Origin of the sequence: Treponema pedis (genome assembly GCF_017161325.1) — a bacterium.
In the GTDB taxonomy this organism is placed as follows: domain Bacteria; phylum Spirochaetota; class Spirochaetia; order Treponematales; family Treponemataceae; genus Treponema_B; species Treponema_B pedis.
This window is the reverse complement of sequence record NZ_CP045670.1, coordinates 1-26,298: the sequence shown is the minus strand read 5'-3', so window position 1 is coordinate 26,298 and position 26,298 is coordinate 1. Positions and strand designations below refer to the sequence as shown.

Here is a 26,298-nt window from a genome sequence, read left to right as displayed (position 1 = left end):
AAAGGGAATTATGCGGAAAAGGTTAAAAAAATGCACAGGCAATCGAAAAGGGCGACAAGCCTGAATGCGCTTGCCGCCCCTTTTTTTTGCCTATTGTTTTACAAAATCTTTATTATAGGTTACGGTAAAAATTACTTCTTGCTCTCCCTTTTTAAATTTATGCTTTGTGCATATTCTGCTTTCTTCTTTTAAAACATTCAGTTTTGCCTTCCATGGTTTGGGGTCTTTTACCGATACGGGTAAGGGGGTTTCCGTAAAAGTAATTTCAAATTCCGCATCGCTGTTATCCGGGCTGCTAATCTTTTTATTTTCAGGGTACCATTGCATTTCAAAAACTTCTCCATAGTCATTGGGGTCGTCTTTATTGGAAACGGTAAGATATTTATTTTGGTCGCTTATTTTAAATTTGAAATTACGTTTACCGTCGGTAATAGTTATCTCCGCTTCAGCCGCCCAATTAAGATTTAAAACTAAAGGTTCGGTTTGCTCGTTTGACGTAGGGGGGGGGGCAGAAGTACTTCCCGGATTTGTTCCGGAGCCTCCGGACTTTGTCGGGTTTTGTTTGCCTTGATTACAGCCTGCGAACAGTACCGAAAATACAATAAAACCGATAATAAATTTTTTCATAGGTAATCTCCTTACAAAAATATTATTTTTCATTTTTATAAAATATCCGGTGAAAAAGATACTTTATTTTATATTTTTAGTCAAGGTATTTTTTCTGGTATCTTGATACTCTTTTTTAAAACTATTGACATCTTTTATGAATTGACTTATACTCACCGTGCATCCGAATTGCGTTAGACGCACGCAGAAGGAGAGGATTATGGTCATTCATATGAATATGTACCAGTCGCTCGGCTTTGCAATCGCTTGGTTGATTGTCGGACGATTTCTAAAGAGTAAAATCGAGTTTTTTCAAAGGTATTGCATTCCTGCCCCGATTGTGGGCGGGTTTTTGTTTGCCCTTATATCTTTGATATGCCATGCGGCAAAAATACTCGATTTCGAATTTGATACAACCCTGCAAACCTACTGGATGGTTATGTTTTTTACATCCGTAGGATACAATGCAGGGTTTTCAATTTTAAGGGAAGGCGGGAAAAAAGTGTTTGTCTTTTTGGGTGTTGCGGTGGTTTTTGCCGTGCTGCAAAATGTTGTCGCTCAGGGGATAGCTCATCTGATAAACTTTAACCCGCTTTTAGCTGTAATGTTGGGTTCAACATCATTTACGGGCGGCTTCGGGACGGCAGCTTCTTTTGCTCCTATTGTTGACCCGGATAACACGTTGGGAGCCTTATCCCTTGCGGTAGCGGTGCCCACCTTCGGTTCCATAATAAGTTCCGTTATGGGAGGGCCTATAGGAAACGGGTTAATAAAGAAATACGGATTATCATCTATGCCTTCCAATGAAAGTATTCGTTTCGATAAAGCCGGAAATATTATTAAAACTACGAAAGTTGTAAAAGAAATTCAATCCGTAAAACCCAATTTTTTTAAACGCTTATTTTTTAATCCGATGAAAGGTATAAGGGAAGGAATGCAGGAGGTTATAGCCGTGCGGGAAGAAGTTATCCATCAAGTTTCACCTAAAAGCGAGGTGGATAATTCCACGACAAAAACCGAAAAGCACTTAAGCAGCGAAAAACTTTTAGCTTCGTTTATGCTTTTAGTTCTTGCCTGCGGCTTCGGAATATTTTTAACGAATTTTTTTAATTCCGTTTCACCGAAGTTTAAATTCCCGATTTATATAGGTGCAATGATTTGTGCCGCCGCTATCCGCAATCTTGCCGATTCCACGAAAAAATTCAAACTGAATATGGACGAAATTGATGCACTCGGAAATATTTCACTGAATATGTTTTTGGCAATGGCTTTAGTTTCTTTAAAATTATGGCAGCTGGTAAGTTTGGCAATACCTCTTTTAATTATTTTAAGCGCGCAAGTTTTGGTAATGTATTTGTATGCAAGATTTGTTACTTTTAATTTAATGGGTAAAGATTATGATGCGGCAATAATTACTGCGGGACACGTAGGTTTCGGCTTTGCGGCAACTCCGAATGCTATGGCAAATATGGGTTCGATTTGCGAAAAATACGGGTTTTCTAAAATTGCTTTTTTTGTTGTCCCTATTGTAGGCTCTCTTTTTATTGATTTTTTTAATGTTATGATAATCGGTATAACTATAGGATTGGTAAAATAAATATTTAAAGAACTCCGCCGAAAGTTTAATTTTCGGCGGAGTCTTAACTTCTTTTTAAGGTTTTATTTACAATTACCGTATATTTTGTGCCGAATCGATTATTATAACAGCAAAATAAAAACAGCTTTACGGATAAAATAAATACTGTACTCTATTTTCTTTTTAACAATTTTTGTAAAATTACATTAGCGGTTTTATCTTTTGTTGTAAGTAAAAGTATAAAACCTATTGATGTAAAAATAATAAATGAAATAAAAAGAGGAAGCCCTTGTGCAATCAGTTTATTAAAACCGGAAAACGGCGCATAAATTTTTTCTCCGAAAAAATAAAGCGGTAAAGAAGCAAGGATTGAAAAAGCAATCATTTTAAAAATAAATTTAAACGATTGCAAAATTAAATTAAGCATATTTAAATTTCTTTTTTTATGAAGAAAGATAAATAGAATTACCGTATTTGCAAAACTTGCGAGTGTCAGGGCAAGAGCAAGACCGTTTCCGCCCATACCGTACCGCAGAGTAAAGGCAAGCAAAATATTTACTCCGAAACAAATTATTCCCGCCAATGTCGGAGATTTTGAGTCGTTCAGCGCATAAAAAGCGGGTGCTATAATTCTGTTTGCGGCAATTGCAAAAAGTCCTGCAATGTGGAATTTGAATATTCCTAAAGTTAAATTTACCGAAGCCGAATCGAATTTTTTGCTTTTATAAATAAGGGTAATAAGATGTTCTCCCGAGCAAAGAGAAAAAAATGTTGCGGGGATTGTAATTAAAGCTATAATTTTTATGGAGTTAAGTAACAGCTCTTGAAATGCCTGCCAATTTTTTTTAGCGGCCAGTCCCGAAAGGTCCGGTAAAATTACCGTTCCGATTGAAACCGCAAAAACACCTAATAGCAGTTCTTGAAGTCTAAGCGAATATTGTAAACTTGAAGCGATTCCGAGTCCCGAAGCCGCTGCAAGAGAGGTTGAAACTACGTCGTTGATTTGATAAGCCGCAACGCCTACTATTGTAGGCCCTATCAGGCGCAAAACTTTTTTTGTCCCGTTATTTTTAAAAGTCTTTTTTAAATTTACAGGTTTAAAAATAAAACCCGCTTTTAATACGAAGGGTAATTGAAAAACGGCTTGAACAAAGCCGCCGAGCAAAACTCCGTAAGCCATTGCAATTGCAGGGTTACCGAACGGTTTTGCAAAAATATATGTGCATGAAATAACCAACAGGTTAAATAGAATAGGTGTTATTCCCGAAGGCGTAAAAATTTTAACGCCGTTTAAAATCCCTTGAAAAAAAGCCGCAAGCGAAATTAAAAATAAATACGGAAACATAATTCTGGTTAAAAAAACCGCCGAATCGTAATCTGCAAGGCCTTTAAAAAAATATTTTATAATAAGCGGGGCTAAAATAATACCTGAAACTACAACACAAGCTGTGGCAAAACTTACGAGCGTAAAAACGGCATTTAAAAATTCGATAATTTCTTTTTTTGCGTAAGTTTTATTTTCAGCAGAATTATATTCTTCCAAATAACCGTTAAAAGTGGGAATAAAGGCTACGTTTATGCTGTTTTCCGCAAAAAGTCTTCTAAAAAGATTCGGCAGCATAAATGCCGTAGTAAATGCATCGGCTAAAGCTCCAGTTCCCAAAAAAGAAGACATAGTCATTTGACGTATAAGACCTAAAATTCGGGACGCTAAAACCAATACGGAAAGTTTGGAGCCGCTTTTGATTAAAGATTTACTTGAACTTGTATTTGACGTGTTTTGCATAAAACTTTAAATCCCGAAAGAATTGGATGGATTAATCCCCGTAAAAAAATAAAGATTCTCGCGGTCTTCCTTTTTAACCCCTTTTAAACGCTTAATATCTTCAATGCGCTCGGGACAGTTTTTTATTTCCGTAGTAAAAACTCCAAGGTCGGCAAGATTCTTATTCAATAACAGCTCCGATTTGTCGGCAAGAGTTTGCAAACGGCATACTAAATTAATTCCGTAGCCGACATAATCTCTATATTTTAATTGCGAAGTTTCGGCGGATATTTCATATTTATAAACCTGCTCCATTACAAGAGCTCCTCCCAAGCCCAGTTCGGGATACGGAGCGAACAATTCTTCTTTAAGGAACTCGTTATAGGTTTCAAAAACCGTAATAGCTTCTTTTAAAGTAACTGAATCCGTTTTATCCCAAATAACTAAAGCTCCGTCGCCTAAAAGTTTATAGTATGAACACTTGTATCCGAACTGATTAACACAGGATAAAAAATTTGATGTAAACGAAGTAATTAACGAGAATACGGTTTTTTCATCATGAGCGCAAAAAAAATTGCTGAAGCCGCGTATATCAATGCAAAGAATAACGGCATCGGGTTTGACTTCACCTAAATATACATTATCGAAAATATCGACCGGCATTTTTTTTAAACCTTGTAAAGTTGAAGAATCTATTTCAATTACTTCATCGCTGAATACCGCCGTCGTTAAATTTTCAATGTTATCTAAGCTAATCATATTCATAGTATATCAAAGGATAAAAAAAAAAGCAACCTGTAAAATTGAAAATGCTTAGGGAATTTATTTAGATGAATATTTTATTTCAAATATTATGTACGTGCGGTTCTAAGCAAAAGAATGCTTATTATAAAAAATATTAAAATAGGGGTCCATGCTCCCGCCAGCGGAGAAATATATTCCCATTTAGCCGACATCATTGTCATCATTTCGGTGATATAAAAAAGAGTTGCAATTCCTAAACTGAATAAAATACTCATAAGCAAGATATTCTTTTTAAATTTTCCTCCGAGCGAAATTGAAAAAAACAGTACTATAAAAATAGTAAACGGAAACGAAAAGCGCCGGTAATATTTTGAAAGTTCTTCATAATACGGCAGCCCGTTTTTTTTGAGGTTTGTAATAAATATTTTTGCATTTTCGATAGTCATTTCATCTACGGAGCTTAAGTTTTGTTGAAAATTTTCAGGCGGTTCCGATAAAATTAAATTATCCGGAAATACGGAAGTGTGTGCCGCTTCGTTTTTTTCATTAAAAGTGTATACCGATACCGTATCCATTTTCCAACCGTTTTCGCTCCAAACCGCATAAGGAGATTTTATTATCAATGAAAGATTGCCGTTATCATCTCGTTTAACTATGGATACGTTAGATAAAGTTTTTTCGACGGCATTATAATAATCTGCAAGATAAACTATTTTTCCAAGTTCCGATAAAATTACTATATCCGAAGAATTTAAACTTTCTTCGTTCTTTAAAAGCTGGTTTGAAAGTTTCGTTTTTTCAAAAAAATATTTTATAACGATTTTATCTTCAAAAAAAATCATTCCGAGTGAAAGCAAAAAACCGAAAGCAAGCATAGGTAAGGTAAATTTGCCCAGAGAAATACCTGCGGAAAAAATTGACGTAAGTTCGTTTTTTACATAAAGATTACCCATTGTATAAGAACCTGCAAATAAAATTGCAAGCGGTACCGAGTATGAAATACATTTAGGTATGTATAAAGCCATCAGTTTTAAAATATCCGTCATTCCGGCACCGTTTTGCAGATATTCGACAATGTGTGCAAATAAGTCGCCCAATTGCAGCAGCAGGATAAAAAACAACATTGCAACAATAAACGTGGGTATAAATAATTGTAAAAGATAGCGTTGAATAAGTTTCATTTAAATGTCCGCCTTATTGTAAGTATTACGGTAACCGCCGCCAAAAGAATATTGGGAAACCACATTACGAAAGCCCCGTTTATATTTACATCGGCTTCAAGGCACAGCATTTGTCCGCCTATTAAAAATGCCCAATATGCAACCGAAATTAAAAGACCTACGATAAAGCCTATGCTTTGGTCGTAAGTTTTACCGGAGCGGCTTATTGCAACTGCAAGCAAAACAAAAAACAATGCTCCGAAAGGAACTGCAAATTTTCTGTGCAATTCCATAACGTAAATATTTAAATACCGCTCGTCGGTATCGGGATTACTCCTTTTTTCGCGTATATCTTTTATTAAATCGCGCGATGTCATTTTGTCCGGTCCGCCGCTGGAAATGAACTTGGGGGCGACATCTTTTGCAAGCACATTGTAAATAATGCTTTCTCCGTAAACCGTATCGAATTTTGAAGCATCGTTCGCGTCCAAATTAAGCAGTCTGGGGTTCAGCATTTCAAGCTGCATAATGATTGCAGTATCATTGGACTTTTCGACATTTGTTTTTGCCGCGGATAAGTAGCGTTTTACATCTTTTTGGCTTGAATCTATTATTAAAAGATTATGAACTGTCTTATCTTTTATTAACCCAGTAACTACTACCGAATTTTCATTCCTTTTAATTGAATAAGATTCCAGCTCAAGGGCGGGAGTTGAAGAAGCTATGTTATAAAGCACTTCATTAAATTTAATAGTACCGGACGGAATTAATATATCGTTTGTAATAAAAGAGCCTACCGAAATTAAAAGACCTACGGCGCATACCGGTATAAGAATAAACGATGAAGAAATGCCTAAGGCATTCATAGAAATAAATTCATAATCCGCGGAAAAGCGGCCTAAACACATAAGGGTTCCCACAAGAGCAGCATAAGGGGCTGTAGTGGCTATTATAAAAGGGAGGGAATAAAAAAGCAAAAGCAAAACATCTTTAACGGGGGCTTTTTTTGAAAGGATTTCTTCAGCCATTAAAAGAATTTGGTTTACAAAGAAAATAAAAAAGAAAAATAAAAAAGAAACTGCAAAATATAAAAGCAGTTCTTTAAAGATATACATAAAAATAATTTTGTTTTTAAACTGAATTTTTCCCATAATCCGTGCTGTTATTTTAAAAGTAATATTATACGCCTTTTCTCCGTTACCGTCAATAATGGTAAAAAATGAAAATATTTAAAAAAAACGGTATGTTCCGGATTAAATAAATGCAATAAAATTTATTTCATATACTATTGACGAATTGTAACCGCCGGCATATATTATATGTTAGTTTACTATGGAGGGTATCCTATGGACATAAAATTACGCTACCAAAAAGAACAGGTATCGGCAGATAAGGTCGCCGCCGCTTTATCGGGGTTGCCGGATGAACGGCTATTTCATATTGACGTATACGGTTTGGCCGATAATTTGAATTTAAGCAGAGAAACCGCCTTAAATATTTTTATACAGGGCGTAAGCGACGGATTTTTTATCATTGACTGGGTATATCATTGCCCCGCCTGCGGAGGGGTGGCTCACGAAACCTTATTTATGCACGAAGCTACAACGGAGAATTTTTGCCCCGCATGTAATAAAGCCTTTTCCAATACCTTAGATGATAACATTGAAGTTTGCTTTTCCATTCACCCCAATATAAAACAACTGCCGCCTTACATAAAAGAAAATTATTTAAAAAAAATAATGGAAGATGTTACAAGCGGAAATTATCGTACATGGATTAATCCCAATATTATAAGAGGAATTGATTTAATTCAAAATAATATGTATAGGGACCTTATGGGCTCCGATGTTCTCATTTCGGACCAGTCGCTTCAAATTATGAGAGCCGCAATCTTATTTACGGATATTAAGGGTTCGACATATATGTATTCCAAACTCGGAGATGTAAGGGCTTTCGGATTGGTTAGGGAGCATTTTAAAATTCTGTTTGATGTAATTAAGGAATTTGAGGGCGTTCCGGTTAAAACGATAGGAGATGCCGTAATGGGCGTTTTTGTCAATCCTCAAAAGGCTGTCGATGCGGCTCTTGAAGCTCAAAAACAGCTTATAGCCAAATATAAGGGTAAACCTGAAAATGAAACTATAGAGGTAAAAATCGGAATTCACTCAGGCCCTGCAATAGTGGTAACGTTAAACAACAGGCTGGATTACTTCGGTACTACGGTTAATATGGCTGCCCGTATTCAAAATGCCGCAAAACCTAATGAGGTTGTTATTTCCGAAGAGCTTTTTCAAGACAGCGGAATAAAGCAGTCCATTTCCGCAATTACCCAAACTGTCCAAAGACAGCGTATTAAGTTTAAAGGGATAATAGACGAATCGGTTATTTATCACGTTCGAGTAGAATAAAATTGAATTTTATGTAAGGCTTCTTTATATTTAAAATATCCTCCCGCTTGGTTTTTAAGTAAAACTGTGATATCATAGAAGTGTCGGGCTTTGTTTTGGAGCCTGCTTTTTAAAAAGACCTTGTGTTTATAAATAATGGAGGAAGTTATGAAAAAAATTTTTTTTGCACTTGCCGCATCCGCCTGTACTCTTACGGCTGCCGCACAAAATTCGGGGTTTTTCGGGGAAGAGGATATTCCTTTAAAAAAAGTTACGCTTTACTCTTCCGGGGTTGCACACTATTTGCACGAAGGAGCGGTAACGGGAGAGGGAAAGCTTAATTTATCGTTTTCTCCGTCTCAAATAAATGATGTTTTAAAATCGCTTGTGTTTATGGACCCCGCCGCAAAAGAACTGAATATAAATTATGAATCGGAAAACACTTTACAAAAAGCCCTCGAAAGTTTAAAAGTAAACCTTTTTTCATCTGCAAGTATTTACGATATTTTAAAAGCCCAAAAGGGAGCCGAAATCGAAATTCTTACACCGAATAAAATAACGGGTAAAATTTTAAGCGTTGATACTAAAAATGCGGCTTCGGAGGGTGATTTTTTTATTTCGCTTGCTTCGGAAAAAGGCATTCGTCTTGTTTCTTTTAACGATATTCAGTCTTTTAAATTTACCGATGAAAAATTAAATGCGGATTTAAACACAGCTCTTAATTTGATTTTAAACGCCTCGGCGAAAAACCGCAAAGTAATTACCGTAAACGTCTGGGGAACCGGGAAACGTACGGTTCGCTTATCGTATATAATGGAAGCTCCTATTTGGAAGCCCTCTTACCGCATAGATATGGGAACCGATTCGGCTGCTTTTCAGGCATGGGCAATAGTGGATAACTCCACCGATTTGGATTGGAAGGATATTAAACTTACTCTTACGACAGGCCGCCCCGTAGGCTTTAAACAAAATTTATATAAACCGTATTATACTTATCGCCCTGAAATTCCCTTGGCTATTGCGCAAACGGCGGAAGCTGAAACCTTTTCATCGTCAATGAAAGACATGAAAGCTCCGAAAAGTTCGGCACGAAGACTTAGCGAAGAAATGGACATGGCGCTTGAACAGTCGAATGCTTCTTTATATGATGAAGAGTATAAAGAATCTTACGGCGATTCTGCCGAGTATTTTGAAAACCGAATTGAAACCGACAGCAGTGTAGGTGAAATGTTCGCGTTTACTCCGACTAAACCTATAACTTTAGATAGACAAAAAAGCACAATGATTCCTTTATCTCTTTCTTCTATGCCTGCCGAAAAATTTTCGGTATTTTCAAATATACCGGGAACGGTTGCCGTGAATCCTAAACTTTGTATCAGCTTTGAAAATACTTCGGGGTTAAAACTGCCTCCCGGGCCCATTACGGTTTTCGATAACGGAAAATATGTAGGAGATGCGCTTTTGGAATTTTTACCTGAAGGTGAAAAACGTATAATCGCTTTCGGCGATGATATCGAAGTCGAAGCCTTTAAGATACAAAAGCCCGTATATAATATTGAAAAGGTAAAAATTGTAGAAGGCGTTTTAACCGTTTTAAACAAAACGATTTTAGATTCCGCTTATACGGTTAAAAATGCGGGAAAACAAAAAAAGACCTTGGTTATAGAGCATCCTATAAGATACGATTTTAAATTATTAACCGAAGAAAACTTAATGGAAAAAACCGCAAACAAATACCGCTTTAAAGTTTATGCGGAAGGACGGAATAAAATACAATTTACCGTGAAGGAAGAAAAAATTGAAGAATCCGTTTATACCGTTTATAATATGAGCGATTCGGAATATATTTCGATAGCCTCCAATGCCGATATGCCGGAAAAATTGAGAAAGGTTTTTGAAGAGATTATAAAAGAAAAACAAAAAATTACATTTGCAAAAAGCGAATACAATAATTTGCAAAGTGAATTTAAACAGCTTTCCGAAGAGCAGGACCGTGTAAGAAAAAATCTTGGAGCTGTAGGTTCCGAAAGCCGTCAGGGACAAGAATTTTTAGACAAACTTTTAAAACTGGAAAACGATTTGGACGGATTAAAAGTTAAAATCAAAGAAGCGAATAAAAAACTTAAAACGGAGGAAAACAATTTTAAGGAATACTTAAAAAAGATTAACCTGTAAAATTTTCGACCGCCTTTTAAAAAAGGGAGTTTCTAAAAGGGGGCGATTTTATATATTTTCATATTTTACGGTAAAAATAAATTCTGCAATGTAGAAATAAACGTCCCTTTTATTGTATAATTTTCCTATGAGTATGAACCATGATGAAAGAATAAGGCTTGTAAGAATAGCTTCTCTTACGGCTCTTATCGGTAATATTATTATTTGCACGGCAAAACTTGTTATAGGTATTTATTCCGGAAGCCTGTCCGTTTTGGGCGACGGTATAGATTCCGCAACCGATATTGCAATTTCTATGATGACCTTGTTTGTAAGTTTTATTATTAACATACCTTCAGATAAAGAGCACCCTTGGGGGCATCAACGTGCCGAAACTATGGCTTCTCTTATTTTGGCATTTATAATTTTAACAGCCGGCTTACAGCTTTTTATAGCCTCTTCAAAAAAATTGATTGCAGTATTTTACGGCGAAGCGGTAATGGAGCTGCCTCATATCCTTGCCGTTGCGGTAACGGCCTGTTCAATTGCGGTTAAACTTCTTTTGGCGTTAAATCAACACATACTGGGGAAAAAAGCCGAAAGTATGATGATTCAGGCAAATGCAAAAAATATGACAAACGATGTTGTTTTATCGGTTTCCGTTTTAATCGGCTTAGGAATTTCTTACTTTTTCCGTATGCCCGTTTTTGATGCGATTACCGCTATTTTAGTCGGATTGTGGATTATAAAATCGGGAGTTGAGCTTTTTATAGAGCTTAATGTTGAGCTTATGGACGGGAATACAAATAAAATTTTATATAAACAATTATTTGAAGCGGTAAATTCCGTTAAAGGAGTTTTTAATCCGCACCGTGCAAGAATCCGAAGAATGGCAAATCTTTTGGATATAGATTTGGATATAGAAGTTGCCGCGGACATAAGTGTATATGAAGCTCATAAAATAGCCGAACAGGTTACTTCGGCAGTAAAAGAAAAAATCGAAAATGTATATGACATTATGGTACATATTGAGCCCTACGGAGTTGAAAATAACGAAGAGGAAGGTTTCGGCTTATGCGAAAAAGACGTAATAGAAAAATAATTTTTTTATTTAAATGTTGATAATCGGACATTTATGATATATTATGTATTATAAATTCAATAAACAAGGAGATTTATATGGGTTTAATAGCAGCAGCACTGGGAGCAGCGGGCGGCGGACTTGCCGACCAATGGCTTGAGGTTATAGAAGCCGATGAAATGGGTGAAGGTATCGTTTTAGCAAAGGGAGTTCCCGTACGTACGGATAAAAGAAATACAAATAAAAAGGGTTCAAGTGATATAATTTCCAACGGGTCAATTATTCATGTAAATCAAAACCAATTTATGATGTTGGTGGACGGCGGAAAAATTGTCGATTATTCTGCGGAACCGGGCTATTTTAAGGTGGAAAATTCTTCCGCTCCGTCTTTATTCGGCGGGCAATTCGGGGAGGCAATAAAAGAAACCTTTTCCCGTTTTAAATTCGGGGGAACGGCACCGTCAAAACAGGAAGTGTTTTATATAAATTTGCAGGAAATAAAGGGTATAAAATTCGGCACGCCCAATCCCTTGCAGTACTTTGATAACTTTTATAATGCGGAATTATTTTTGCGGGCTTTCGGAAATTACTCAATTAAAATTACGGACCCGATAAAGTTTTTTAAGGAAGCTTGCCCGCGTGATGCCGTTAATCTTCATATCGATGAAATAAATGAACAATACCTTACGGAGTTTTTAGAAGCCTTACAAGCCGCCATAAGTCAAATGTCTATGGAAGGAGAGAGAATTTCTTTCCTGCCCTCAAAAGGAACCTTGCTTAGTAAGCATATGGCGCAAATATTGGACGATTCTTGGAAAGAATTGCGCGGTATGGAAGTACTTGCGGTAGGTATTGCAAGTATTTCTTATGACGACGAATCGAAAGAACTTATCAATATGCGCAATAAGGGTGCAATGCTCGGCGACCCGTCCGTTCGGGAAGGCTTTGTACAAGGTTCCGTTGCACGCGGTATGGAAGCGGCCGGCTCAAACCCCGCAGGCGCCGGAATGGCGTTTATGGGCATGGGAATGGGTATGAATGCCGCCGGAGGTTTTATGGGACAGGCAAGCCAAACCAATATGCAGCAACGGCAAGACGCTCAACGGGCGGCAGGCGAAAAACAAGCCGGCGAATGGTTTTGCTCCGAGTGCGGGACAAAAAACGGAGGTAAATTCTGCTCAAATTGCGGACAGCCTAAACCGGCGGGAAGCGGCTGCCCCAATTGCGGTGCCGAAATAAAACCGGGAGCTAAATTCTGCCCTGAGTGCGGAACAAAATTACAGTAGGTAATTCAAAACTTTTTGTTTTTAGAGGAGGATACAATGAGTTTAAACTACAAATGTCCCGGCTGCGGGGCTCCTATAAAATTTAATCCCAAAATCGGAGGATTTAAATGCGAGTATTGTTTTAATAAATACAGCGAAGAAGAGCTGACAAGTTACCTTGAAAGGTCGGCGGCAAAAAAAGATTCCGCTCAAGAGCCTCTTTCTTCCGGCAGCGGGAACGGAATAAAACAGTATGTATGCGGCAATTGCGGAGCTGAAGTTGCGGCGGGGGAGACTTCCAGCGCTTCTTTTTGTTATTATTGCCACAGCCCCGTCATTTTAAACGACAGGCTTTCGGGTGAATTTAAACCGGATAAGGTTATTCCTTTTAAAATTGATAAAAAAGAAGCCGTATCGAAGTTTAAAGAATGGGTACGCGGAAAACGGTATGTGCCTTCCGATTTTACCTCGCAAAGCACTCAAGATAAAATAACCGGGATTTATCTTCCGTATTGGCAGGCGGATATCGAAGCGGATATAAACTATCATGCGGTAGGCGTTTCGGTTTCAAGCTGGACATCGGGCGATAAGGAATATACCAAAACCGATAAATATGATATCAACCGTTCGGGAAAAATCGATATAAATAATATTAAAGAATTGGCCTTTACAAAAATAGATAAAAACCTTATTAACGGAATAAGCATTTATGATGAAGATGAACAAATAGATTTTTCTGCAGGTTATCTGGCAGGTTTTTTTGCCGAACAATACGATATAAAAAAAGAAGAAGCGGAACCTGTCTTTACGGAAAAAGCAAAAACAACAGCTATAAATGCAATTAGAGATTCTGCCGATTATTCTTCAATCGAAGATGAAAAAGATGAGTCCGTTTATTCGATAAAAGATTGCCGTTATGTACTTCTTCCCTCATGGATTTTAACCTACCTTTATAAAGGAAAAACATACGTGTTTGCCGTCAACGGCCAAACGGGAAAATCCTTCGGCGAGCTGCCTCTCGATAAGACAAGGCTGGCTCTGTTTTCAGCCCTTGTTTCAGCAGCTGCGGCAGGACTTTTAATTTTAGGAGGTTTATTTATATGGTAACCGAAAAATTTTCTTTATCTTTTTTTATATGCTTATTTTTTCTTTTTGCGGTTATACCTGTTTTCGGAAAAGAGCTTTTAGTGGATAATGAAGGTATTTTAACGGCCGATGAAGCTGCCGAAATTACGGACTACCTTAAAAAGGTTTCAGAAAAAAGTAAATCCGATACGGTAATAGTAATAGTTTCGGAAACCGGAGGAAAAACACCTGAAGAATTTGCCGACGATTATTTCGATTATAACGGTTACGGTCAAGGGCCTGAAAAGGAAGGCTCCTTATTGTTGTTTGTAACGGGAAACGGAACGTCGGGGAGCCGTCATGTGCATATTTCAACACATGGAGAAAAAACAATCTTTGCAATAACCGATTCAAGAATTGAAAAACTTCTTGACACGGTAATAGACGGAGGGTTAAAAGACGGAGAATATAAGGCGGCTTTTAATGCATATATAAAAAGACTTTCAGGTTATTTTTATAATTCTCTTTCGTTTATGGAAGTTGCGGTTTCTTTAGCGGTCGGGCTTATGATGTTTTTCGCTAAATTTTTCGGGACTCAAAGCAGCTATAAGGCAAAGAAGGTTCAAGCCTTTTACAATACGGATAAAAATTCCGTTGCACGGTTTAATCCCGTAAAAGATGTTTTTCTTTCTACAAATACCGTAAGCAGGATAATTCCGAAATCGAACGAAAATTCTTCAAGCGGAAAAAGCAGTACGCATACTTCTTCAAGCGGTGAAAGCCACGGAGGAGGAGGCAGGAGTTTTTAGAAAAAGTGTTAAAGATAGTCAAAAGCGTTTTTTATGCTATAATAAACGGAGTTAAGATAAACGGTTTTGTATGTATATTCTTTTAAACTTAGATTATAAAATTTTTACAGGAGAAAAATATGAAAAAAATTTCGGTTATTCTTGTTGCGTTTTTTTTAACTTTTAACATTTACGCTCAAAATGATATCGAAGAAGCTAAAGAGTTATATTATAACGGATATGTAAACGAATCTCTTCAAAAAATGAAAGAGTTATACAGTACTTATCCTCAAAATTTAGAAGTAAACTATTTTTTGGGGCTTGCGTTTATTGATATAGGAGACTTTGAGTCTTCCGAAAAATTTTTACAATTTGTGTACGGCAAGGACTCTAAATATAAATATGTTTGCAGCGAACTTACATATTTATACCTTATGATTGGAGATTTGGATAAGGCCGTAAAGTATGGAAAGGAATCGGTAAAGTATTATCCCGAATATTTTGAAGGATATATAAATCTGTGTACGACATTGAGACTCCAAGGTAAAAATTCCGAATTTAATAAATATTTAAAAAAAGCGGCTAAAATTAACTTTAATTCAGCAACGGTTCTTGCCGACAGCTTATTAGTAGAAAATAATAGGCCGGAGCTGGCATTAATGTATTATAAGGTTTTGGAAGGACTTAAACCTTCACATCCTCATATTTTGTATAATACCGCTATGGCATATAAAATGTTAAAAGATATTGATAATTATAATAAATATTTAAAAAAGGCTTATTACAATGCCGCTCCGAATATGCCGGAGCTTCCCGAATATTTTGCCGTTTACGCCAATTATATGTGGTCTTTAATAAATACGAATAAATATAAACAGATAAAAAAAGATGCTTTTTTAAATTGCGGGAAAGATTATCCTGATGCTTATTATTATCTTGCAATTGCCGATTATTGTTTAAATGATATGAACGGTTTTGAAAAAAATGCGGAAAAATATTTCGATTTAAAAAATGAAGAAAAGCCCGCAAACTATGAAGAATGGGTTTTAAAAATTTTACATAAAAAATAAAGATAATTGCCGATTTGTAACAAAACGGTTTTATCGATTTTAAAATAATCGGGCGGCCTCTGAAAATCCGTCAGGAGCTCGGAGACCGCCTTAAAATTTTTATACTTTAAACTTTTCGACTTCCAGTACTACTTTTTCTATACTGTTTTTATTTTTTTGTGCAATTTCGTTTACTTCCTGTACCGCATTATTTATTTGTACCGAGCCTGAAGCCATTTCATTCATACTGTCTGCAATAGTTCCGGTAAGCTCGTTCAGTTTTTTCATCTCTTGTGCGACATTTTTACTTCCCATAAGCATTTCTTCGGAACCCGACCTTACTTTTTCCGTTACGTCTTTTATATCGCGGATAGCTTCAAGCACCTCGCGGCTTCCTTCCGTTTGCTCCTGCATCGAAGCGGTAATATAATCTTCCTGTTCCGAAATATTATGCGCAAGCTCATACACTTCATCAAATGTTTTTTCCGCTCCGGTACCCGCGGCAATTAAATGATTGATAATTTCAATCGATTCTTTAAGGGCGGCTCCTATTTGTTTACCTTGCGAATTAGACTCTTCCGCAAGTTTGCGTATTTCATCGGCAACAACGGCAAAGCCTTTTCCGCTTTCTCCTGCATGAGCGGCCTCTATTGCCGCATTCATTGCCAAAAGATTTGTCTGTTCCGCAATGTTTTGAATAATCTGACTTGCTTCCAAAAGAGAATCGGATTTTTCGGCTATTTGCATAACAACCGAATTTGCAGTGCTTGCGCCTTCTTTTCCTTTTATGCTTTTTTCGTAAAGCGTTTTTATCAGAATATTGTTTTTTTGTAAGGTTTCGGTGATTGCATTTATGTTTGCAACCATTTGTTCTATGGAAGAAGAGGAGCGCCCGATACTTTCGTTTTGCGCATTAATACTTTCTGCAAGCTGTTTTATAATGCGGATAATTTGCTCGACGGTTGCCGCCGTTTCGGTAACGCTTGCCGATTGCGTTAATATTTGTTTTTTTACCTGTTCTATGTTTCCGTTTATTTGCTGCACGGCACTTGCCGCTTCGGTCATATCGCTTGATAAAATCTCTCCTATGCGGTTCATTTCCTGCGATTCGCTTATTAAGGAGCGGAGTATGCCGCTCATATTATCGAGGGTTTGATTAAAGTAATACATAAGCTGTCCGACTTCATCGTTGTTTTTATAACGGATTCTATCGGTAATGTCGCCTGCGGCAATTTTTTCAAAAACCGTTTGCAGCTGTTTAAAATAAAAGCCGAGCCGGCTTGAAAAAACAAAGCCGGTTATAAGTACGGCGATAATAAGTACTGCGGAAATCCACGCCATATTTTGAACGAGCCGTGTAAAAAGTGTAAGCATTTCGGACTGTTCAACCAAGGTAATTACTTTCCAATCCGGTTCTTCTATAGAAAAAATACGAGCGCTCCAATTTTCTCCGTCCATTTCAATAGATACGGCCGTACTGTTATTCAACTGTAATTGTGTAAAAGCGTGAACTCCCGAATCTTTAAGCATTTTAAAATTCGCTTGCGGGTGTTTAGGATCTGCAAGAATCATTCCGTCATTTTGCACCAACATCGCATAGCCCGTTTTACCTATTTTGACGGTATTGATAAAAGAAGTTAATTCGGTAAGGCTGACATCGGCACCTAAACAACCGATAAACTCTCCCGTTTCCGATGTTATCGTTTTTGCGAAGGTAATAACCGGCTCCTTTGTTGTGGAAATATATGCATTTGTAATAATTATTTTACCTGTATTTTTTTCAGCTTCTTTATACCATTGACGGGTGCGCGGGTCATATCCTTTTTCCTCTTCCTTTCCGGCAGAGGTCGCTTCTCCTCCCCATTTCGTCCCTATATATACTTCTACAAATTCGGGATAATTTTTTTCAATATTTGCCAATACGGAAAGTATTGTCCGTTCATTTTGTATATCGGCTTCGGTGCGGTCCCGTACGTATGTCTCTCCTTCCGGTGTTTGGTTACGGAGTGTTTTTCCCGCATTTTTTATTGCCGAATGTTCGGAAAGGACGTTTACCGTATTTTTATTGTTCCGTGTGAATAGCTGAACGGTTTGGTTAATAGCGGAAAATTCCTGTTCGATAAACCGATTGAATTGCTCCGTATTCATAATATACAACTGTATGCCGATAACCGTACAAATTCCTGCCGCCAATACAATAATTGCAGCGGTGAGAATAATAATAAACTTTGCCCGCAGAGAAAAGGATTTTTTCCCTTTCATTTTATTATCTCCCGGTTGGGGGGGGGGGGGGGGGGGTAGGTTATACACTTTTCTTTCATTTTGTCAAGTTCTCCTTAATTGAAAATTACTTTTTTATACACCTGATACACCAATAGTATAAGCGTTTCTTTTCTTTTGGTCTAGTAGCATATCGATAACTTAAAATCGATTTTTTATTTATAATTAGTTTCTCCGCTCTTGTATTTTTGCCGTGTATCTTATATATTCATTTCTTATGGGGAATTTTTTTGTGCCTTCTTGTACCTTAGACTCTTTAACGTCCGACGAATTTATTTTTAAAGAATATGAAAGCTGTATTTTATGTCCTAAACGATGTAAAGTAAACCGTAATGCCGGAAAAACGGGTTTTTGTAAAGAAACGAATTTATTGAGGGTCGCATGGGCGGGGCTTCATTTTGGAGAAGAGCCTCCCGTAACCGGAAAAACCGGCTCGGGAACGATTTTTATAACGGGCTGCAATTTGCGCTGTTCGTTTTGTCAAAATTACCAAATATCGCAAGAGGAAACTGGAAGGGGTGTAACCCTAAAAGAGTTTTCGGATATTTGTTTGCTTTTACAGTCGAATAATGCCGAAAACATAAACATTGTAACAGGAAGCCATGCAATTCCTGCAATTGCGGCAGGACTAAGTCTTGCAAAAAAAAGAGGACTGAATATTCCCGTTGTATGGAATTCTTCCGCTTACGAAACGGAAGAGGCTATAGGGCTTTTATCGGATTGTGTTGACGGCTGGCTTCCGGATTTAAAAACATTAAACCCTGAAATTTCTTATCAAGTTTTTAAAGCTCCCGACTATCCTGAAACGGCGTTAAAAGCAATTTTAAAAATGGCTGAAATATCTCCTTTAAAATTGGAATATACCGATGATATAAGATACCCTTTCGGAAAACTTGTTTCCGGAGTAATCGTCAGGCATTTGGCTCTGCCTTCACGTATGGAAGATACCAAGGCCGTTTTAAAATGGTTTTCGCAAAACTTAAAAGACAAAGCCTTGCTTTCCCTTATGACGCAATATACTCCTATAAAGGCAAACCCTAAAGCAAAGTTCGTTTCTCTTTTTGAAAACCGAATGCTTAAAAATTCTGAGGACATAATTTTAAGAAATTTTTTATCGGCATTAAAAATAGACAACGGTTTTTATCAAGAACTTGTTCCTTCTGATGATTGGCTTCCGGATTTTAACCGCGTACAAACTTTTTCATCTTCCCTTTCAAAGCCTCTTTGGCATTGGACTCAAGGAGAAATTTTATAATGCGGTTTATTCGTTCGGGAGGGTTTAATCCGTTTCGGGCTGTAAACCGTAGCCTGCGATTTTAATGCGAGGTTGTCAATTATCTTTCTACCAGCATATATAATAAAGCATTTATAATTGAAGCTGCAACATTACTTCCGCCCTTTGTTCCCTCCGTGGAAATTTGAGGAAAGTTTTCCTTGCGTAAGGCTTCTTTGGATTCCGCCGCACCTACAAAGCCTACCGGAACTCCCGCTATAAATTCCGGGGTAACTTTTTTTTCTTTGCACAATTCTAAAAGGCGGAATAAGGCTGTAGGAGCATTTCCGATTACAAAGGCTTCGGCACCGCGTTTTACGGCTATATCTACCGCTGCGGAAGAGCGGGTTGTACCGTTTTTTTCGGAAAGTGCTAAAACTTCTTCATCATCGATTAAGCACAAAAGATTATTTTTTGTTTTTAAAAGAGCGGGTTTATTTATTCCTATTGAAACCATTTTTGTATCGGTAAAAATTGTAAGGCCTTTTTGCATTGCATTTTTTGCGGCCTGTACAAAATTATTTTTAAAAATGATTATTTTTCTATAATCGGTATCGCCTGTCGTGTGAATCATACGTTTTGCAATAATTTTTTCTTCAGGAGAAAACCGGGTGTCGCTCATACTTTGTTCGATTATATCCATGCTCTTAGCTTCGATTTCCATAGGTTTTTTTTATATACATAAATTAACTCCCCATTAAAAATTTATCTATTTTTTTTCTGAACTCCGAACCTGCTTTTATATCGGCAGGGCAAATAAGCGGAATTGTTTTTAAAATTATACTTGAATTTTTTATTTTATATGTTATTTGTCCTAACCTTTGTCCGGCATATAACGGCGCATTTACGGTTTGCGGAAGTTCTATAATTTTTTCAATATACTTTTCGTCGTCTTTAAAAAGAGTTAAATGGTTTTCCGAAAAATCGGTACATGCAAGAATAGGTTTTACCGCTGAGCGGTTTGCTTTTAATTCGGAACCTAAAACTATAATTTTTTTGTTTATAATATTTTCTTTTGAAATATCTGCGGTTTTAAAATTGTCGAATGCAAAATCCATAATCTTAATTCCGTTTTTTTCGCGTATGGAAATTCCTTCGCTTATGCTGCTTCCTTCACCGCCCAAGATTACCGCAATAAAACGCATTCCGTTACGTTCGGCGGTAAGCGAAATATTAAAGCCCGATTCATAAATAAAACCGGTTTTTAAACCGTCGCAGCCCTTTATTTTTTTTAAAAGAGTATTTGTCGCAAGTTTTTTTACAGGGCTGTATTTTACAATATGACCGTTTTTATTTTTTTTAATAATCATATTGTGTTCGCAAGGATATTCTATTTCGTCAATTGAATGAAGCTGTTTTAAATTATCGGGATAGGTATTGACATACCTAAGTGAAAACGCTGCAAATTCTTTTGCGGTTGTCTTATTTTTTTCGCTTAAACCGGTAGGTTCCGTAAAGTAAGTTTTTTCCAAACCTAAGTTTTTCATTTCGTAATTCATAAGATTTACAAATTTTTCGGACGAACCTTCCGCAATTATTGCGGCGGCTAATGCGGCATCGTTCCCGGAGCACACCGACATTCCCAAAAGTAATTCTTTTATGCTTAGTTGCTGTGCTTTTCCTAACCCCAGTTCCGCGGAATTGGGCGGCAAAAAAACCGCCCATGCCTCTTTCGGGGGCTTTACGATTTTTGTTCCGTCCTGAAACTTTTTATTTTTCATAAGCGTATAAATTGCGGCAAGTTTTGTAAGGGAGGCGGGAGGTATTACTTTGTTTTCGTTGTGTTGTAAAATTATCGTACCCGTTTTTGCATCAAGTAAAATATAAGATGCTGCATTTAAATTAAGATTGTTTTTTACCGGTAAAAAATTTTCTACGGAATTAAGATGAACGTGTTGAGGTTTAAAATTTATTTTTTTATAAAACTCTTTTTTTGCATTTTCTTTTTTTTCTTCCGTTACAAAAAAAGGTTCGGCATTTTTTAAATCGGTACCGTATTTAAAAAGAAAGGCGGCACACGCTGAAGCAAAAATAAAAACGGCGGCAAAACAAATTAAAATAAATTTTAAAATAATTCTGCCGCCTTTTATCATTTTTATTCCGCCGGTTTTTAAATTTAAAATAATGTTCCGATTAAGGAAAATTAAAATTCCGCCAATTTCGGTGCACGCGGGAAGGGAATAACGTCGCGAATATTTGCCATACCCGTAACATATAAAAGGAGTCTTTCAAATCCCAAGCCGAAGCCTGAATGAGGAACCGTGCCGTAGCGGCGTAAATCCAAGTACCACCAATAATCTTCTTCGCGCAGTTTAAGCTCTTTGATTCTGTTTTGCAGAATTTCAAGATTTTCTTCGCGTTCGGAGCCGCCTATAATTTCTCCCAAACCCGGAACAAGCACGTCCATACCGCGTACGGTTTTTCCGTCATCGTTTAATTTCATATAAAACGATTTTATTTCTTTAGGGTAATCGGTAACGATTACAGGCCCTTTGTAAATTTCTTCCGTTAAAAATCTTTCATGCTCGCTTTGTAAGTCGCAGCCCCAATACGGCTTAAATTCAAATTTATCTTTATGCTTTTCGAGTTCCGCAACCGCTTCGGTATATGTAAGCCGTGTAAACGGGGTTTCCGCTACATGCTTTAACGTATCGATAAGACCTTGTTTTATTCTTTCGTCGAAAAATTTTAAATCTTCGCCGCATTTTTCCAATGCCCATTTTAATAAGAAAACGATAAAATCTTCGGCAAGCTGCATATTTTCTTTTATGGTAAAAAATGACATTTCAGGTTCAATCATCCAAAACTCCGATAAATGGCGCGTAGTATTGGAATTTTCCGCACGGAAAGTAGGCCCGAAAGTATAAATGCGCGAAAGGGCTGTAGCATAAGTTTCGCCTTCAAGCTGTCCCGAAACGGTTAAGTTTGTTTGTTTTCCGAAAAAATCCTGTGAATAATCAATGCTGAATTTTTCAGGCTCGCATTTTTCTTTTAATGCCTTTTTTACGGTTTCTTCAATGTCTAAAGTTGTAACATGAAACATTTCACCTGCGCCTTCACAGTCGGAGCCTGTAATTATCGGCGTATGCACATATTGAAAGCCGCGTTCTTGAAAAAATACATGAATTGCATAAGCCATTTGACTTCGCATTCTGGCAACGGCACCGAATGTATTTGTACGCGGGCGTAAATGTGCAATCTCCCGCAAAAATTCAAAAGTATGACGCTTTTTTTGTAAAGGATAATTTTCAACGGGAGCATTACCGAACAAATTGATATTTTCCGCTTTGATTTCAACGGCCTGACCTTGAGCCGGAGAAGGAATTAATTTGCCCGAAACTTTTACGGAAGCGCCTGTAGAAATTTTCTTTAAAACGTTTTCCGTATTTTCATCGAGATTATTTTCGCGGTCGAAAGCTGCTTGAATCGAAGCGAAACACGACCCGTCGTTAATTTCGATAAAAACTAAATTTTTAGTTTCCCGTTTTGTGCGAACCCAGCCGTAAACATCGATAGTTTGGCCCTTAGGTTCGGAGGTTAAAATATCTTTTATTAAGTCAATCATAATGGGGAGTATTATATTTTAGAATCCTTTAAGTGTCAAGGCTGCCGTTTTTTAACGGTTTTATAAGAGTTGTTATTTTTTATTTTAATTTTTTACCGTTTAAAAGAATTTATTCTATGGAAAGATAAAACAATGGATATTCCGCTTAATAAAAAGGAAGCTGCCCGAAAAGGAGGAGAAAGGGCAGCTTGTGAATAGAATAATAGTGTGTATTTTCTGTGTGTGAATACAATATACAGAATTTCAAAATAAATGTCAATACCTTTTAAGTAAAAATTTTTATTTTTATAAATACTTTATTTATATTTCGGACTTGCATTTTTTTATTTTATTTTGTACAATATTGACCTATAATATAATATAGATATAAGGAGACCAATATGAACCCGATTCATGTTACCAGCGAAATAGGGCAGTTGAAAAAAGTGTTGCTTCACAGACCCGATGATGAGTTATTAAATCTTACCCCCGATACTCTTGAAGAACTGTTGTTCGATGATATTCCGTTTTTAAAAAATGCACAAAAAGAACATGACGAATTTGCGGCTAAATTAAGAGAAAATGGAGTAGAGGTTGTTTATCTTGAAGATTTGGCAAAAGATGTGCTTGCTCAAAGCTCTGAAATACGTGAAAAATTTTTATTGCAATATATAGATGAAGCGGGTGTTACATCGGAATTTTATAAAAAGGCTCTTTTTGATTTTCTTAACGGTATAAAAGATTCTAAGGCTTTGATTTTAAAAACAATGGCAGGTATAAAGGTAAGGGAGCTGGGAGTAACAAATCCCAATTCTTTAACCTCCAGGGTTTTGGATAAAGACAGTTTATTGGTAGACCCTATGCCTAATTTATATTTTACGCGGGACCCTTTTGCATGCATAGGTAACGGTGTAAGTTTACATAAAATGTTTTCCCTGACACGCTGCCGCGAAACCATTTACGGGGAATATATTTTTAACTATCATAAAGATTATGCGGGTAAGGTCGAAAAATTTTATGACCGTTATACTGCCGACAATATTGAAGGCGGCGATATTCTTAATATAAGCAAAAAGGTATTGGCTATAGGAATTTCGCAGCGTACTACGGCTTCCGCTATAGAAGTATTGGCTCACAATGTCTTTTTTAAACGAAAATCTTCAATAGAAACCGTTCTTGCTTTTAAAATACCGGCAAAGAGGGCCTTTATGCATTTGGATACGGTATTTACTCAAATAGATTATGATAAATTTACAATACACCCCGGAATATTGGGGCCGTTGGAAGTTTTTGAAATAACGCGCGGAGCAAAAGACGGAGAACTTCATGTAGAGTTTATTCAAGATGAGTTAAAAAATATTCTTGCGAAACACACGGGTACAAAAGCTGTGGATTTAATACAATGCGCGGGCGGCGATAAAATTGCAGCCGAACGTGAACAGTGGAATGACGGTTCCAACACTCTTTGTATAAAACCGGGTACGGTAATCGTTTATGACCGCAACGATATTACGAATGAACTGTTGCTTAAAAAGGGAATAAAAGTTGTAGAAATACCGAGTGCCGAAATTTCCAGAGGAAGAGGCGGCCCGAGATGTATGAGTATGCCTTTATTCCGTGAAGATTTGTAAATAAAACCCTTCCGACTGTTTATGCCAATCGGAAGGGTTTTTAATCGGTTTAACTGTATAGTAAAAAATTGCAGTCAGCCGCAGATTTTGCGGTACGTTTAAAAGTGTAAGGTTTGGAGATGGGGGGAATTGAACCCCCGTCCCGAAAAGGGAATCAGAAGCATCTACAGGCTTATCGGTGCGAGGTAATTGTCGGGATTCGGTAGCAGCACCGCAAGCGTCGAATCCTTATTGCAAAAAAAGTCCCTTTTAACGTTTGCACACCGTTAAAAAGCTAAGCTCCGGTCAGCGTCGGAACCTTGCTCCGCTCGGAGCAGTGCAGTGCAGGTTCCGCGATTATGCAGCTAAGGCGTAATCGAAACTGTCGTTATTTTCGGCAGTTATAATTTTTGCCGAATCTGGAGGTCGGCACTCCGCCTGCAGCCTAAGCCTCCGTCTTTCCGGTCGAAACCGGAACATCCCCAAAGATAGTTGATTAAAATTACTATATTTTTAAAGAAAAGTCAAGAGTATTTATCGGATTGAACCCAGTTGTGCGGTTTTATTTGTTTATATTTTCTTTTATTTGTTTTTGCAGTTCATGTATGGTAGTTTCCGTACCGGGGTCCGCCCGCATAAGGTCTTCCACCTTATTACAGCCGTGTAAAATTGTTGTATGGTCCCTTCCGCCGAATTCATTTCCGAGTTCGGTTGTAGAACATTCCGTCATTTTTCTGCATAAATACATGGCAATTTGCCTCGGATATGCAAAGCTCTTTGTTCGTTTTTTGCCTTTTATGTCCGAAATGGAAATGCGGAAATAATCGGCAACGGTTTTTTGAATAATATCGACGCTTACATTGCGCTGCCGTGTAGAGCCGAAAAAGTCGCGAAGTAAATTTTGGGCCAGGGCTTCCGTTATCTCTTTTTTAGTAAGTTCGGCATAAGCTATCAGCTTTGTAAGAGCTGCTTCCAAATCACGAACATTGGAAGAAACGTTTTTTGCAACCATTTGTACGACTTTCTCAGGTATTTTTACACTGCGTTTTTCAAGTTTTTTTAAAAGAATTGCACAGCGTGTTTCAAAGCCGGGAGTTTGTAAATCAACGTTTAAACCGCGTTCAAATCTTGATTGAAGCCTTTTTGAAAGGTTTTTTAATTCCGAAGGCGGACGGTCGCAGGTAAATACTATTTGTTTGTTTCTTTCGTAAAGTTCGTTAAAGGTATGAAAAAGCTCTTCTTGGGTTTCCGCCTTTCCTTGAAAGAAGTGAATATCGTCTATTAAAAGTATGTCCGCCGTACGGTATTTACTTTTAAATGAGGGCATTGCTTTTTTTTGAACACATTCTACAAATTCGTTTGTAAAATTTTCGGCGGTTACGTAAATTACTTTGAGTTTTGTATTTTTCCAAATATCATTGCCTATAGCCTGCATTAAGTGGGTTTTTCCGAGTCCTACGCCTCCGTAAATTAAAAACGGGTTATACGATGTCCCCGGATTTTTTGTGATTGCAAGAGCGGCATTAACGGCAAAGTTGTTGTTGGGGCCTACAATAAAATCATCAAAATTATAATCCTCGTTTAAACTCGGATGAGCACCTCTGCTTTCGTTTTTTTTCGGAGCCGGTTTAACGATTGTTTTTGTATTTAAAGAATGTGTATCTTCTTCGGGTTCATTTTGGCTGTTTGTTATAGGTACCGTGCTTACCTCGAATTCGACCAACAATTTTTGTCCTGAAATTTCCAAAAGCTTGCGTTCTATATCCGCCTGGTATCTTTGCATGATTTGAATTTTTATAAACTGTGAGGGTACCTCAATGATTATTGATGTTTTTGTTGAAGCTTTGTATCTTATAACTGCGAAAAACATCGAAAAAGACGCTTCCTGTAATTCATTTTTAAATTGAGAAATAATCTCGTCCCAAAAAAGTTCGTAGTTCCATTCACTCAT

General features: G+C 37.2%; 20 protein-coding genes and 1 other RNA gene. 10 read left to right on the top strand and 11 right to left on the bottom strand.

Features of this window, described 5'->3' with window-relative positions; translation table 11 throughout:
* Positions 1 to 90: 90 nt before the first annotated feature.
* Positions 91 to 627, bottom strand: a complete 537-nt coding sequence (locus DYQ05_RS00105) for a hypothetical protein (protein WP_206183611.1) — start codon at positions 625 to 627, stop codon at positions 91 to 93.
* Between the two features lie 199 nt (positions 628 to 826).
* On the opposite strand from DYQ05_RS00105, the gene DYQ05_RS00100 reads away from it, so the two are divergent.
* Positions 827 to 2,203 carry a sodium/glutamate symporter gene (locus tag DYQ05_RS00100; RefSeq protein ID WP_024465513.1) on the top strand — a complete coding sequence of 459 codons (1,377 nt, stop codon included), beginning with the start codon at positions 827 to 829 and terminating at the stop codon, positions 2,201 to 2,203.
* A gap of 151 nt (positions 2,204 to 2,354) precedes the next feature.
* Here the strand turns inward: DYQ05_RS00100 and murJ are convergent, their stop codons facing one another.
* The 4 genes from murJ to DYQ05_RS00080 all read right to left on the bottom strand — a co-directional run bounded on the left by murJ (position 2,355) and on the right by DYQ05_RS00080 (position 7,002).
* Positions 2,355 to 3,968, bottom strand: coding sequence for a murein biosynthesis integral membrane protein MurJ (gene murJ / locus DYQ05_RS00095; protein WP_206183610.1), 1,614 nt, complete (start codon positions 3,966 to 3,968; stop codon positions 2,355 to 2,357).
* Positions 3,969 to 3,974: 6 nt separating this feature from the next.
* Positions 3,975 to 4,706: an adenylate/guanylate cyclase domain-containing protein gene (locus DYQ05_RS00090; RefSeq protein WP_029410104.1), complete on the bottom strand. Its 732-nt coding sequence runs from the start codon at positions 4,704 to 4,706 to the stop codon at positions 3,975 to 3,977.
* 92 nt (positions 4,707 to 4,798) lie between these two features.
* On the bottom strand, positions 4,799 to 5,872 hold the full coding sequence (locus tag DYQ05_RS00085) for an LptF/LptG family permease (RefSeq protein ID WP_206183609.1): 1,074 nt from the start codon (positions 5,870 to 5,872) through the stop codon (positions 4,799 to 4,801).
* Positions 5,869 to 7,002: an LptF/LptG family permease gene (locus DYQ05_RS00080; protein WP_206183608.1), complete on the bottom strand. Its 1,134-nt coding sequence runs from the start codon at positions 7,000 to 7,002 to the stop codon at positions 5,869 to 5,871. The genes DYQ05_RS00085 and DYQ05_RS00080 overlap by 4 nt, the downstream gene beginning before the upstream one ends.
* Before the next feature lie 195 nt (positions 7,003 to 7,197).
* On the opposite strand from DYQ05_RS00080, the gene DYQ05_RS00075 reads away from it, so the two are divergent.
* From DYQ05_RS00075 to DYQ05_RS00045, 7 genes are all read left to right on the top strand, one after another.
* Complete coding sequence (locus DYQ05_RS00075; RefSeq protein ID WP_024467607.1) at positions 7,198 to 8,259, top strand: adenylate/guanylate cyclase domain-containing protein; 1,062 nt, start codon at positions 7,198 to 7,200, stop codon at positions 8,257 to 8,259.
* Positions 8,260 to 8,406: 147 nt separating this feature from the next.
* Positions 8,407 to 10,413 carry a DUF4139 domain-containing protein gene (locus DYQ05_RS00070; RefSeq protein ID WP_206183607.1) on the top strand — a complete coding sequence of 669 codons (2,007 nt, stop codon included), beginning with the start codon at positions 8,407 to 8,409 and terminating at the stop codon, positions 10,411 to 10,413.
* Between the two features lie 133 nt (positions 10,414 to 10,546).
* The gene (locus tag DYQ05_RS00065; RefSeq protein ID WP_206183606.1) at positions 10,547 to 11,494 is read left to right on the top strand and encodes a cation diffusion facilitator family transporter; all 948 of its coding nucleotides are present in this window, start codon (positions 10,547 to 10,549) and stop codon (positions 11,492 to 11,494) included.
* A 77-nt stretch (positions 11,495 to 11,571) separates the two neighbouring features.
* Entirely contained in the window at positions 11,572 to 12,759 is a 1,188-nt protein-coding gene (locus DYQ05_RS00060; RefSeq protein ID WP_024467604.1) for an SPFH domain-containing protein, read from the top strand.
* Between the two features lie 36 nt (positions 12,760 to 12,795).
* Complete coding sequence (locus DYQ05_RS00055) at positions 12,796 to 13,845, top strand: TFIIB-type zinc ribbon-containing protein (RefSeq protein WP_194076037.1); 1,050 nt, start codon at positions 12,796 to 12,798, stop codon at positions 13,843 to 13,845.
* Entirely contained in the window at positions 13,839 to 14,612 is a 774-nt protein-coding gene (locus DYQ05_RS00050; RefSeq protein ID WP_024467602.1) for a TPM domain-containing protein, read from the top strand. Before DYQ05_RS00055 ends, DYQ05_RS00050 begins: the two co-directional genes overlap by 7 nt.
* Before the next feature lie 119 nt (positions 14,613 to 14,731).
* Entirely contained in the window at positions 14,732 to 15,661 is a 930-nt protein-coding gene (locus DYQ05_RS00045) for a tetratricopeptide repeat protein (RefSeq protein WP_024467601.1), read from the top strand.
* A gap of 99 nt (positions 15,662 to 15,760) precedes the next feature.
* Here the strand turns inward: DYQ05_RS00045 and DYQ05_RS00040 are convergent, their stop codons facing one another.
* A complete protein-coding gene (locus DYQ05_RS00040) occupies positions 15,761 to 17,902 on the bottom strand; it encodes a methyl-accepting chemotaxis protein (RefSeq protein ID WP_206183605.1) in 2,142 nt (713 codons plus the stop codon).
* 250 nt (positions 17,903 to 18,152) lie between these two features.
* Here DYQ05_RS00040 and DYQ05_RS00035 point away from each other — a divergent pair, with 250 nt between their 5' ends.
* Positions 18,153 to 19,175 carry a radical SAM protein gene (locus DYQ05_RS00035; RefSeq protein ID WP_252722809.1) on the top strand — a complete coding sequence of 341 codons (1,023 nt, stop codon included), beginning with the start codon at positions 18,153 to 18,155 and terminating at the stop codon, positions 19,173 to 19,175.
* Between the two features lie 79 nt (positions 19,176 to 19,254).
* Here DYQ05_RS00035 and DYQ05_RS00030 read toward each other — a convergent pair whose 3' ends face one another.
* The 3 genes from DYQ05_RS00030 to asnS are packed head-to-tail and all read right to left on the bottom strand — an operon-like array spanning position 19,255 to position 22,758.
* Positions 19,255 to 19,857, bottom strand: coding sequence for a precorrin-8X methylmutase (locus DYQ05_RS00030; RefSeq protein ID WP_206183604.1), 603 nt, complete (start codon positions 19,855 to 19,857; stop codon positions 19,255 to 19,257).
* Between the two features lie 22 nt (positions 19,858 to 19,879).
* Positions 19,880 to 21,286, bottom strand: coding sequence for a D-alanyl-D-alanine carboxypeptidase family protein (locus DYQ05_RS00025; protein WP_206183603.1), 1,407 nt, complete (start codon positions 21,284 to 21,286; stop codon positions 19,880 to 19,882).
* Positions 21,287 to 21,336: 50 nt separating this feature from the next.
* The gene (gene asnS, locus DYQ05_RS00020) at positions 21,337 to 22,758 is read right to left on the bottom strand and encodes an asparagine--tRNA ligase (RefSeq protein ID WP_206183602.1); all 1,422 of its coding nucleotides are present in this window, start codon (positions 22,756 to 22,758) and stop codon (positions 21,337 to 21,339) included.
* A 380-nt stretch (positions 22,759 to 23,138) separates the two neighbouring features.
* Here asnS and arcA point away from each other — a divergent pair, with 380 nt between their 5' ends.
* Positions 23,139 to 24,368, top strand: a complete 1,230-nt coding sequence (arcA, locus tag DYQ05_RS00015) for an arginine deiminase (RefSeq protein WP_194076034.1) — start codon at positions 23,139 to 23,141, stop codon at positions 24,366 to 24,368.
* Between the two features lie 113 nt (positions 24,369 to 24,481).
* On the opposite strand, the gene ssrA is transcribed toward arcA, so the two are convergent.
* Together ssrA and dnaA are read right to left on the bottom strand one after the other, a co-directional pair.
* Positions 24,482 to 24,831: a transfer-messenger RNA gene (gene ssrA, locus DYQ05_RS00010) on the bottom strand.
* Between the two features lie 78 nt (positions 24,832 to 24,909).
* A complete protein-coding gene (gene dnaA / locus DYQ05_RS00005) occupies positions 24,910 to 26,298 on the bottom strand; it encodes a chromosomal replication initiator protein DnaA (RefSeq protein WP_024468789.1) in 1,389 nt (462 codons plus the stop codon).